The organism is Megasphaera sp. NM10, from assembly GCF_000417505.1.
Taxonomy (GTDB): domain Bacteria; phylum Bacillota; class Negativicutes; order Veillonellales; family Megasphaeraceae; genus Megasphaera; species Megasphaera intestinihominis.
The window spans coordinates 1-11244 of sequence record NZ_APHY01000082.1; the positions used below are offsets into that span (position 1 = coordinate 1).

The following is an 11244-nucleotide window of genomic DNA, read 5'->3' on the forward strand; positions in this document are numbered from 1 at the left end:
TCARCGAAGATTTTGGAGGTACCTTAGGATTCTGCCTTTCACAGAGTAGAGATGCTGTAATGCTGAATAATCCAACCTTTCCAATAATGCATCTACGATACAAACCAACCGATCTTGTTCTAGTGAAATGCCATAATCCAATGGCAAAACGAGTTGCCTCGGAGTGTAAGTTTTGGTATACTTTACGTGGTTGATTTTGTTTAGCATACAGTAATTATACCAGCAAAAGAGGCCCTTTGGGGCCTCTTTTGCTTAAAAAAATGGGCTCAGATAACTGAGTCCATTTTTTTCGATGAGGCTATTATGTTACAGCCCCTTTTTAGCAGGTTTTAAATTTATTTTATACTGTAGGGGTCGCCACGTGGGCGACCCGTTAGGGCTTTGGAGATTTGCGTGAGCGGGCGCCCCACGTGGGCGACCCTGCAAATAAATATCAGTCCTTTCGATATTGCGCTACGAAGCGGGCCATACGTTTCAGGGCTTCCTGGATGGTGTCCATGCTGGCGGCGTAGGAGATGCGGACGAAGCCTTCGCCCTGGTCGCCAAAGGCCGTGCCCGGGACGACGGCGACTTTTTCTTCCTGGACCAGTTTTTCGCAGAATTCCGCCGACGTCATGCCCGTGCAGCGGATGTCCGGGAAGATGTAGAAGGCGCCTTTCGGTTCAAAGACGGGCAGCCCCATGTCGCACAGACCCTTGTAGATGACCTTGCGGCGGCGGTCGTATTCCTGACGCATGGCTTCGACGTCGTCGTCACATTCCTTGAGGGCCGTAATGCCGCCGACCTGAGCCGTCGTATTGGCACACATGATGGCGTACTGATGGAGCTTCAAAATCGGTGCCAGGCCTTCCCGCGGTGCACAGACGTAGCCCAGGCGCATACCCGTCATGGCATAGGCCTTGGAAAAGCCGTTGAAGATGACCGTCCGTTCACGCATGCCCGGCAATTTGGCGAAGGACGTGAACTTGGCATCGCCGTACATGAGTTCACAGTAGATTTCATCGGACAAGACGATGAGATCGTGTTCTTCGGCAAATTTGGCAATAGGCATCAATTCTTCTGCCGACATGACGGTCCCCGTCGGGTTGTTCGGATAGCCGATGACGATGGCTTTCGTCTTCGGCGTGATGACCTTTTCCAAAGCTTCGACAGTCAGTTTGAAATCGTGTTCCGGATAGGTCGGCACGAAGACCGGCGTCCCGCCAGCCAGTTCGACAGACGCCGGATAGGCAACGTAAGCCGGGTCGGGGATGATGACTTCATCGCCCGGTTCGGTAATGGCCAGGAGGGCCATGGCCAGGCCTTCGGAAACGCCGACAGTGACCAGGATTTCATCTTTAGGGTCATAATGGACACCATAGCGTTGTTCAAAATGATGGCTAATGGCTTCACGGAGCTCCATCATGCCTGAATTCCCGGTATAACTCGTTTCCTTGGCATCAAGGCTGGCTTTCATAGCTGCCAGTACCTTGTCCGGTGCGGCAAAGTCCGGTTCTCCGATACTCAGGGACAAGACCCCTTTGACCTGGGCTGCAATATCGAAGAACTTGCGGATACCCGAGGGTTTGATGGCCTTAACGTTGGCCGCCGTTTTATCATTCCAATTCATAATAACACACCGCCTTTTTATGATTATTTTGCATTTATATATGCGTATATCTTATATACAGTATACCACTTGCAACAAAATCATGGAAGAGGAAAAAAGGGCTTGTCGCACAGCGACAAGCCCTTTTTTCTTGTAGGGGCGCCCACGTGGGGCGCCCGTTCACGCAAAATCTGTTTTACAAGTATCCTACATATACCTGTGGGCTCGCCACGTGCGAGCCCCTACAGATAATGATAACGTTTTTTCGCCCCTCTACCGCGATCCGTTTCAGCCTGACAGATGACTCTGGCGGGCCGCCCTTTGGGCGTCCCCTACGAACTGCGGCCTGCGAACTGCCTATCCCTACGGTTTATCGAAGAGGTATTCTTCGCGGCCGACGACTTTGCCGTTCTTCATGTAGACGCGGGGGACACGGCGCGAGATGTTGCACATGATTTCGTAGTTGATGGTGCCACAGACTGCGGCGATTTCTTCGATGGGGATGAAGCTGTCGCCCTGGCGGCCGAAGAGGACGACTTCGTCACCGGCGTGGACGTTGGCTTCGCCGCTGACGTCGATCATGCACTGGTCCATGCAGATGGCACCGACCTGGGGGACGCGGTGGCCATGGTAAAGGACGTCGACTTTCCCCGACAGGATGCGCGAATAACCATCGGCATAGCCGACGGGCAGGGTCGCGATTTTCCGGCGCGACGGAGTTTTATAATGGCGGCCATAGCTGACGGTCGCGCCGGCGTCGATGAGCTTGACATGGGCGATGCAGCAGCGCAGGGACATGACGGGCCGCAGGTCATAAGGCTTGATGTCGATTTCCGGCGACGGTTCACAGCCGTACATGATGATGCCCGGCCGGACCATGTCGCAGTAGTATTCGGGCAGTTCCAGGACGGCCGCACTGTTGCAGCAATGGCGCAGGGCGATGTGGATGCCTTCTTCTTCCATGCGCTTGCACATCCAGCGGAAATGGCCGTACTGTTCGCGCGTAAACGTCTTGTCTTTCATGTCGGAAACGGCAAAATGGGTGAACATGCCGCGGATTTCGATATTCGGCAGGGCTGCGATGGTCTTGATTTCCGAGACGCTGAATTCATTGACCTGGAATCCGACGCGGCTCATGCCCGTATCGACGGCGATATGGACGCGCAGGGTCTTGCCCAGGCGCCGGGCTTCCTGGGAGAAGAATTCGGCGTTCTTCAAGTTGAAGACAGCCGGTTCGATGTCATACGTCAGGAGTTCTTCTGTCCGCCGGGCGTCGGTATGCCCGAGGATGAAGATTTCGTTGTCGATATGCGCATAGCGGCGGAGCTCGACGGCTTCGTCCAGGCTGGACACGGCAAAGCAGTCGGCGCCGTTTTCGGCAAAGGTCTTGGCCAGTTCGACACTGCCGTGGCCGTAGGCATTGGCCTTGACGACGGCGGCGATCTTAACATCCGGCCCGACGTGCTTGCGTATCTGGCGCATATTATGAGCCGCTGCGTCGAGGTCGATCTGGGCCCAGACGGCACGGCGTGTAAAATTCATGGTACTTTCATATGCATTCATCATTATCTCGCCTTCCCATTTGGAATGTTACTATATTTCATAATCATAGCACAGCCCTTATAGGCCGTCAATCAATCGGCACAGGCCGTCCATGACATTTTCTTCCCAAATATAGTTGCAGCTGAAGCGGCCGGCACTGCGCAGGTCGTCATCTTCGGCCAGGGCCTCGCCATTCATGACGTAGGCAAAGCCGCTGCCCGTCCCGAGCCGGACGAAGAGGCCTGACAAGAGGCCAAAGGCCTGGCCCGTGTGGCCCCATAAATCGACGGCCTTCGTGCGGCAACAGCGGGCCGCCCCCGTGCCGTCGACGAAGAATTCGCCCAGGCCATAGGTGAGCAGGGTCTGGCCACACGTATCGCCATTGTGGCCGTCATAGACCCACTGAGGCTGAACATGGCCTGCAGCGACGACGGCGCCAGGACCGGCCGGTCCTGATAGCGGCCGCCCTGAATCATCATGGCCAGGACGTGGCCCAGTTCCTCCAGAGACAGGCGCAGGCCGCCTTGCGGTGAAAAGATCGTCGCATTGGTCCCAGGCCGGTACGCGGCCAGGTCGTAAGTCTGGCAGACGTCCTGGGCATAGGGATTCTGCAAGGCCAGGGCTTCGCGCTCCGGCTGGACGCCGCCAAAATCGTCGATAGTCCCCTGCCAGGGGCCCTGTTCATCCCAGCGGCCCTGACTATCCCGTTTGAGATAGACCGTCCCCAATTTGGCGAATTCAGCCGCTTCCAGATTGCCCGGCACATAGTCGGCCCGGCAGTCCAGGGCGGCCAGGATATGCGCTTTCTGATACCTATCGAAGCGCTGGCCCGTCACGGCTTCGATGACCGTCCCCAAAAGGCCGTAATTGAGGTTACAATAAGTAAAATAAATACCCGGTGCCTGCCCGGCCGGGGCAAAATGGGCGCCGTCTTCCCAATAGGGACTACCTGGCGTAAAGAAGGCCTTGACACGGACCGACGGCGGAATGCTGTAAACCCTGCCGTCGCGCAGGCCCGACGTATGCGAAGCCAGCATACGAAGCGTAATGGGCACGTCAGGGTAAGACGGATGGCGCAGGCGAAAGCCCAGGTACTGGCTGACATCGTCGTCCAGGGACAGCTTCCCCGCTTCGGCGAGCTCCATGAGGGTAAAGACCGTGAACATCTTGGAGACAGATGCCATGCGGAAACGGCTGTCCACCGTCATCGGCCAGGACCGCTCCCCGTCCACGCGGCGGACGCCGGCGGCAAAACGGTAGACCTCACGCCCATCGGCATAGGCCAGGACGGCCAGGCCGGGCACACCGGTCCCGGTATCGCCAATAAGGGAGGCAAAATAAGCATCCCAGTCAGTTCGATTCATAATAGCTCCTTTCGGGTGTGGAAAAGGCGCTGTCTATGAAGACAGCGCCTTTTAGTGGTTAGTGGTTAGTGCGTAGGGGCCGTCCCAAAGGGCGGCCCGGCTCTCCTGTTAGGAGAGCTGTCAGCACAGCTGACTGAGAGGTCACCTCTCCGGCCTCCGGGCCACCTCCCCTATTAGGGGAGGCTTTCACGAAACACGAACTACAAACTTTTCTTACCCATTATAATTTTCCGGATAGATGGTGATATCGTAGTGGTTCTTGTCCCATTCGTGGGTAATCTGATGCTTGTACGGCGACAGGGCGTTGATGAGGACTTCATAAGCCTTGGTGCCCTGATAGATGCCGTCGTCGGAGATGTCGACTTTATAGCCATTTTCGTGGGAATAGATGCCGCTGGCATGGTAGCCGCTTTCCGCACCGCCGGTGATGACGAAGGAAATGCCAGCCTGACGGGCTTCGGTATTCAGATGATCCAGGAAAGCGATGGTCGAGCTCTGGAAATGAGCCGTATCGGTCGTCCAGTTGCTGTCCCACGGCGTATCCATACCTTCCGTGCTGCTCCATTTGTGCAGGTTGCTCTTGCCGAAATCACGGCGGTATGCGTAGGCATCGGCAATAGCTGCATCATAGGAGTCGTGCTGATACTGATACTGGTATTGGTATTGGTCTTCATATTTCTGACGGTTCCAGGCCGTAACCGGTGTCGCCATGTGCTGCGATTCAGCATAATGGTACTTGACCGTATCCGGCGTAATCGTACCGGGATTATCAATATTGGCAAAAGCCGAGGCCGGAATCAGGGCATGGACGCGATCCCGAAGGCGGTCACCGATTTTGTCAGAATTATTCGTTGTGGTAGTGTTCGTTTTCTTCTTGGCTTTGTCTTGTTCCTGGACCTGTGCCATAACGGCAACGGCCGGAGATACCGTTTCCGATTCCTTGACCTGTGCTGCCGAAGCAGTGACAGTTCCCATAAGACAGCAAAGAAACAGGATTGCGATGATAGACTTCTTCATTGAATTCCCCCTTAAAATACTGAAATTATGTGTATGACATTCGGTTATTTTCACGAACAGCGTTTCAATTATAACATATTCAGGGGAATTTGAAAAGTCCTGCTACGAACCCAGGAGCTGACGCTGTTCCATTTCCTGGGCTGCCGCCTCATCCTGGTCGGCCTTCTTCGTGTCTCCTAATTTGCGCCAGACCTGGCTGCGCAGCTTGTAGCCATCTTCATAGGGCTTGACGGCCAAAGCCTGTGTCAAATACTGTACGGCCCGCGGATAATCGCCCTGGTCCATGGCCAGCTGGCCCAGGCTGTCGTAGACGGCCAATTTATCGCTGTCATCCGTGGCCAGGCGGACCGATTGGTCATAGTCTTTTTTAGCCAAATCGAAACGCTTCAAATGGCGGTAACATTCGCCGCGGTTATTGTAATCCATAGCCGTTTCCTTCAAAGCCAGGGCTTTCGTCAAGTCGGCAATGGCCAACTCGTCCTGGCCCGTCTGGGCGTAGACCAGGCCCCGTTCGGAATAGACCCGGCTGTCGTTGGGATGGCGTTTCACCGCTTCATTGAGCAGTGCCAGGGCCTGGTCGTATAGTCCGGCTTCTTCGGCGACGGAACCGGCCAGGAAGTAATCGCCGCGGTGCATGAATTCATACATGACGCCGATACGGCGGCTCAGGTCAGCCATTTTCTTGTCGCCCTTATTATCATAGATCAGGCTTTCGAGGATATAGTTCTGAGGAAAGGCCGGAGCCAGCTTTTCCCCCTGTTTGACGTCATCCAGGGCCTTGTCATACGATTCGATGGCCGTATAGGCCCGGGCCCGGTTGAAATACATCAGTCCCTGCAAAGGATCGCCCTTCTGGCTCAAGGCCAGGGCCTTCGTATAGTCATTGACGGCCAGCGGGTATTCTTTGCGCTGTTCGTAAATGGCGCCGCGGTTGAAATAATGGAAGGCCGTGCCCGGTTCCAGGGAAATGGCTTTATCGCAATCGGCCAGGGCTTCGTCATTCCGTCCGAGGAGGCTGTAAATCGTGCTGCGGCGGTCGTAAGCATCGGCATCATCGGGATGTTCTGCAATCTGGCCGCTGACGATCTGAAGGGCTTTCTCATAATCCTTGGCGCGGACAGCCTGCAAGAGTTCACTTTCCCCGTGGGTCTGCAAAGCAAGGGCCCCTTGGCCATCGCCTTTCGCCAGGGTCACATCGTCCGCCAGGGACAGGCAGGGAACGGCCAAAAAGCAGGAAATCAGCCCGGCTAATATGCACTGTTTCAATCGGTTCATAAGAATCCCCCTATCTCTCGAATTTTGCTTTACCTTATAAGATTCGACATAAGATTCGACATAGCCCCGCCAAATTCCTGCCAAAAGACAAAAAGTAATATGGTATAATGAAGAAAAAAAACGAATGAGGTGAGCAATTTGTTTGAAAAAGAATATGAAGCGTCAGCCCATGGCGCCGCTGCCAAGGTCCGCTTCCTGGAGGAAAATCCCCTGGGCTATGTCATGGTGTCCCTCCTGGGCGGCGCTTATCTCGGCTTCGGCGTCCTTCTGACCTATGCCATCGAAAGCTACCTCGGACCGCAGCCATCGGTCCATATCATCATGGGCCTTTCTTTCGGCGTCGCCCTCAGCCTGGTCATCATAGCCGGCGCGGAAATGTTCACCGGTGACGCCTTCATCCTCTATAACGGCCTGCGGCGCAAGACCGTGACCGCCGGAGACGTCGTGAAGCTCCTGGTCGTCTGTTATCTCGGCAACTGGCTCGGCGCCTCATCCTGTCGGTCATCTTCTATGGCACAGGCCTCGATACGGGAGCCATGGCCCAGGCCCTGACGGAAGCTGCCGCCTTGCGGATGAACCTGCCGCCGCTGGAAATCTTTTGCCGTGGCATCCTCTGCAACGTCCTCGTCTGCCTGGCCGTATGGTGCAGTTTCCGCTGTCACTCGGAAAGTGCCAAACTGATCATGATTTTTTGGTGTCTCTACGTCTTCTACACCCTCGGCTTCGGCCATTGCATCGCCAACATGACCCTCATGGACCTGGCCCTGATGGCCCCTCATCCGGATACCATCAACGTGGCTCATTATTTCTACAACTTATGCTTCGTCACGGCCGGCAACGTAGCCGGTGCCATCTTCTTCGTATCCATCCCCTACGGCCTCGCGTCGCGGCACCGAGCGTAAGAGGCAGTTTTTATAATTATACCAGCCCCGTCCCCCCTCTCCATCGCCAGGGCCGTCATTTATCCAGTCAAAACATTGCCGGCTTCCCTATTCAATGCTAAAATGGAAGAAATACAACCCAAAAAGGAGGCCTCATAAAAATGTTTAAGTATACAGAACCTCAAAAACGGCTCATAACCCTGGCCCTGGCCGGGCTGGTATGGATAGGAGGCAATGCCATGGCGATGAATGTAGATGTGGACTCGGCTACGAAAGATATGCCGGGAAAAGTAGAAAGTACGGTGTTATCCGTACCGGTAAAGACGCCGATGATCAATCAGATTTCCGACGTCGTATACGAACAGGTCCCGATGCGGGGCTACCCCAACGTGGCCATGAAAATGGACATCCTGCAGCCGAAATCGGACACGAAACAGCCTGCCATCGTTTACGTCACGGGCGGCGGCTTCATCAATGCCAATAAGGACAACGGCATACAACTCCGCATGCGCCTGGCAGAAGCCGGCTACGTCGTCGCTTCCATCCAGTACCGCGTGGCACCTACGGCCCGCTTCCCGGAACCCCTGGAAGATGTGAAGGCCTCTATCCGCTATTTGAAAGCCCATGCAGATCAATTCGGCATCGACCCGGAACGAATCGGCATCATCGGTGGCAGTGCCGGCGGCTACCTCACGGCCATGGCCGCGACGACCAGCGGCACGACGACCTTTGACAAAGGCGATAATCTCCAGGTCGGGAGCGACGTAAAAGCAGCCGTAGACCTCTATGGCCTCTCTGACCTCACCCGCATCGGCGACGACTACAGTGAATCCGTGAAAAAAGCCCACCAGTCGCCTGGCGCCACGGAAGCCCTTTGGGTGAACGGCTCTGCCGTATTCGGCGGCCAGGACGGCGGCATCCTGGCCAATCCGGAAGGCGCCAAAAAGGCCAACCCCATCACTTACATTTCCAAAACCAGTGCGCCTATGCTGCTCATGCACGGCACGAAGGACACCGTCGTCTCCCCGAGCCAGACGGACCTGCTCTTCCAGGCCCTCCAGAAACATAACATCCCCTCGAAACGCTATCTGGTAGAAGGAGCGGCCCACGGCGGCGTCTACTGGAACCAAAAAGAAGTCCTCGACATCATCACCGCTTTCTTCGACTCGTATTTGAAAAAATAAACAAATTTCTAAAAAAAATCACCTGTCCCAAAGATGTTGATCAATCCTTGAGGCAGGTGATTTTCCTTATATTCAGACCTGTTCGGCGTATTCCGGGAAGGCGATGGAGTTTTCCTTGAAGATGTGGATGAAGATGTCGTCAAAGAGCTGTTCCATGACAACATACGTCTGGCGGAAAGTCGGGCAAGCATCTTCTGGCGGCGTGAAGTTATCCGTCAGTGCCTGGATTTCTTTGATGACGTCGCCGGCGCCGGTGTGTTCTGCTTCCAAGTCCTGGATAAGTGCCAGCGTCTGGCTGTCCGGATGCGGATGCTGGCGCATCAGCGGGAAGACGAGCTGTTCTTCCTTGGCGAAATGCTCTTCCAGTTCTGCCTTCAGGCCGGCATAAAGATGGTGAAGGCGCGTGAGCATTTTACCATGATGCGGATAATGGACGATGAGGATCTTGTTGAGAAGTTCTTCCGTTTCAGCCATGAGTCTGCGGTCTGTAACGTGATGCGTCGCTTCCAGGTCGTCAAGCATTTCCGTGACTGCAAGCGTTTTGAACGCTTCAATATCGCCATGTACGTCCCGCTGCGCAGCCTTTCTTTCTGCGGCCTGATTGAGCTCGGCCAGGAATTTATCTACGTCCAGGCCCTTTTCGCGGACAGCCGTAGCGATGGGGTCATGGCCGCCGCAGCAGTAATCGAGATGCAGACCATTCAGGAACCCAATCGTATTCGGATAAGCTTTTACAACGTCAGCTAACGTCATGTCTTTGGTAATCATAGTATCGCTTCCTTTTCTCGTATGAATCTATTTTTATGAGTCAGTTTCTCAAGACATCTTGAGTATATCAGATACTGCCGGAGTCATCCGTAGCATTTGCAACGTAAAAAAATTTCTCATAAAAAAAGGAACAGCGTATTTCCTGAGTCTTTATTGCCCCAGGCAGGTATTGATCCAAGGTTTCGGCATCTTTGAAATTTGCTGTATTTGGTATCTTTTCATTTCGCGTGTAATTTTTTGAGTACCCAAAAACATCCTCCTTGCTGAATAGGATAGATTAGAGTTTTTAGACAAAATGGGAGAAACTCTAATTTGTCTAATTTATCCTGTTTGATGAGCCTATTGTCTCACAACCAGCCAGGAGATTAAATCCACCGATTTATTTTCCACTTACGATTATTCGATGCTATTTCACAAAATCAGTACTTCTTCCGGATCATATGCTTCTTTAACTCCATAGTGCTCGATTTTTGATTGGTATTTTTTACCGAGATTGTAGAATCGGATACTATCTTTATCTTCATCCATGATTTTCAGTAACCGATGCTTCAATATAACCAATTCATCAGGCTGCAACAGGCACTCGAATACAGAGTTCTGCACACGCTGACCGTATTTCTCGCACTGCTTGGCTACCTGATGCAGTCTTCTCTTTCCATTATCATCTTGTGTACTCACGTCGTAGGTCACTAATACTAACATATACTCATCTCATTTCCACAAAAAAGCCGGATACACATCTAAATCGCCACGTAAGACCCGCGCCAATAGTTGAGCTTGAACAAACGGAACTAAGCCCCAAGGAATCTTTTCTTCTAAAAAGGGGTGCCTGATTAACTCTTTCTTACGGTTCTGCCAGTCAGTAAGAAAAATTTTACGGCCCTTGTCGTTCAGTAATACGGCCCCATTTGCTTGTCGTTCAAAGGCACTAGCGTTTATTTTACGATTGTTTATCAACGTCAATACAAATCGATCCGCATAGATACTGCGCAATTCTTCCATCAAGTCTAAAGCAAGCGAAGCTCTTCCTGGACGGTCACGATGCAGGAATCCTACATATGCATCCAGCCCAGTAGATTCCAATGCAGACGCGCAATCATTAGCCAAAATAGTATAACAAAAAGAAAGCAGCGTATTGACAGGGTCTTTAGGAGGCCGTTTGATTCGTTGTTCAAAGGAAAAGATTTCCTTATTCTGTAATATCAGACGGTCAAATACAGAGAAGTATAGACTGGCTGCCTCTCCTTCATAACCTCGCAAGCTATCTAAATCACAGCACGTCCTAGCTGCGTTAGCCAAATGAAGTAACGATGCGCTGATTTCTTTTATGGTCTGGACATCAACACTCAACGGATGATCCCGCTTGGCCCTTTCCAGCACACTATAATGGGCCTGTGAATTCAGACCAGTACTGAAAATTTTAAGAGTGCATGATATAGTATTAAGTAACGAAAATTGGAGGATGCTATCATGACCAAGAAAAAAGTACACTTCTGAATTTAAGACCAAGATTGTTCTGTCAATTCTTCAAGGCGACAAGGAATTCAATGTCATCTGTTCTGAAAACGGCCTGAACCCAAACATGGTCAGAAAATGGAAGCAAGAATTCCGTGACAAAATGCCCA

The 11244-nt window shown here is 52.9% G+C and carries 9 protein-coding genes and 2 pseudogenes; 3 read left to right on the forward strand and 8 right to left on the reverse strand.

Annotated elements, in window-relative coordinates; translation table 11 throughout:
* Positions 1-433 precede the first annotated feature (433 nt).
* From NM10_RS11635 to NM10_RS11655, 5 genes are all read right to left on the reverse strand, one after another.
* Complete coding sequence (locus NM10_RS11635) at positions 434-1609, reverse strand: pyridoxal phosphate-dependent aminotransferase (RefSeq protein WP_020311740.1); 1176 nt, start codon at positions 1607-1609, stop codon at positions 434-436.
* 342 nt (positions 1610-1951) lie between these two features.
* On the reverse strand, positions 1952-3154 hold the full coding sequence (gene alr, locus NM10_RS11640; protein WP_020311741.1) for an alanine racemase: 1203 nt from the start codon (positions 3152-3154) through the stop codon (positions 1952-1954).
* 170 nt (positions 3155-3324) lie between these two features.
* Complete coding sequence (locus tag NM10_RS11645) at positions 3325-4494, reverse strand: serine hydrolase domain-containing protein (protein WP_204365359.1); 1170 nt, start codon at positions 4492-4494, stop codon at positions 3325-3327.
* Between the two features lie 213 nt (positions 4495-4707).
* Complete coding sequence (locus tag NM10_RS11650) at positions 4708-5469, reverse strand: alginate biosynthesis protein AlgP (RefSeq protein ID WP_239639730.1); 762 nt, start codon at positions 5467-5469, stop codon at positions 4708-4710.
* A 144-nt stretch (positions 5470-5613) separates the two neighbouring features.
* On the reverse strand, positions 5614-6786 hold the full coding sequence (locus tag NM10_RS11655) for a tetratricopeptide repeat protein (protein WP_020311743.1): 1173 nt from the start codon (positions 6784-6786) through the stop codon (positions 5614-5616).
* Positions 6787-7008: 222 nt separating this feature from the next.
* On the opposite strand from NM10_RS11655, the pseudogene NM10_RS11660 reads away from it, so the two are divergent.
* Positions 7009-7688: pseudogene (locus NM10_RS11660) on the forward strand (formate/nitrite transporter family protein).
* A gap of 140 nt (positions 7689-7828) precedes the next feature.
* Positions 7829-8851 carry an alpha/beta hydrolase gene (locus tag NM10_RS11665; protein ID WP_020311744.1) on the forward strand — a complete coding sequence of 341 codons (1023 nt, stop codon included), beginning with the start codon at positions 7829-7831 and terminating at the stop codon, positions 8849-8851.
* 72 nt (positions 8852-8923) lie between these two features.
* On the opposite strand, the gene NM10_RS11670 is transcribed toward NM10_RS11665, so the two are convergent.
* The 3 genes from NM10_RS11670 to cas1 all read right to left on the reverse strand — a co-directional run bounded on the left by NM10_RS11670 (position 8924) and on the right by cas1 (position 11110).
* The gene (locus tag NM10_RS11670; protein WP_020311745.1) at positions 8924-9619 is read right to left on the reverse strand and encodes a DUF542 domain-containing protein; all 696 of its coding nucleotides are present in this window, start codon (positions 9617-9619) and stop codon (positions 8924-8926) included.
* Positions 9620-10030: 411 nt separating this feature from the next.
* Positions 10031-10321 (reverse strand): CRISPR-associated endonuclease Cas2, encoded by a 291-nt coding sequence (gene cas2 / locus NM10_RS11675; RefSeq protein ID WP_020311746.1) that lies wholly within the window; start codon positions 10319-10321, stop codon positions 10031-10033.
* 9 nt (positions 10322-10330) lie between these two features.
* Entirely contained in the window at positions 10331-11110 is a 780-nt protein-coding gene (gene cas1 / locus NM10_RS11680; RefSeq protein WP_256378993.1) for a CRISPR-associated endonuclease Cas1, read from the reverse strand.
* On the opposite strand from cas1, the pseudogene NM10_RS13400 reads away from it, so the two are divergent.
* Positions 11109-11244: pseudogene (locus tag NM10_RS13400) on the forward strand (transposase); the annotation flags it as partial. The gene cas1 and the pseudogene NM10_RS13400 sit on opposite strands and share 2 nt — an antisense overlap.

What these genes read in the sequence shown, in the direction of transcription:
- NM10_RS11635 (WP_020311740.1), bottom strand. Translation starts at nt 1,609, where the DNA reads ATGAATTGGAATGATAAAACGGCGGCCAACGTTAAGGCCATCAAACCC.
- alr (WP_020311741.1), bottom strand. Translation starts at nt 3,154, where the DNA reads ATGATGAATGCATATGAAAGTACCATGAATTTTACACGCCGTGCCGTC.
- NM10_RS11645 (WP_204365359.1), bottom strand. Translation starts at nt 4,494, where the DNA reads ATGAATCGAACTGACTGGGATGCTTATTTTGCCTCCCTTATTGGCGAT.
- NM10_RS11650 (WP_239639730.1), bottom strand. Translation starts at nt 5,469, where the DNA reads ATGGGAACTGTCACTGCTTCGGCAGCACAGGTCAAGGAATCGGAAACG.
- NM10_RS11655 (WP_020311743.1), bottom strand. Translation starts at nt 6,786, where the DNA reads ATGAACCGATTGAAACAGTGCATATTAGCCGGGCTGATTTCCTGCTTT.
- NM10_RS11665 (WP_020311744.1), top strand. Translation starts at nt 7,829, where the DNA reads ATGTTTAAGTATACAGAACCTCAAAAACGGCTCATAACCCTGGCCCTG.
- NM10_RS11670 (WP_020311745.1), bottom strand. Translation starts at nt 9,619, where the DNA reads ATGATTACCAAAGACATGACGTTAGCTGACGTTGTAAAAGCTTATCCG.
- cas2 (WP_020311746.1), bottom strand. Translation starts at nt 10,321, where the DNA reads ATGTTAGTATTAGTGACCTACGACGTGAGTACACAAGATGATAATGGA.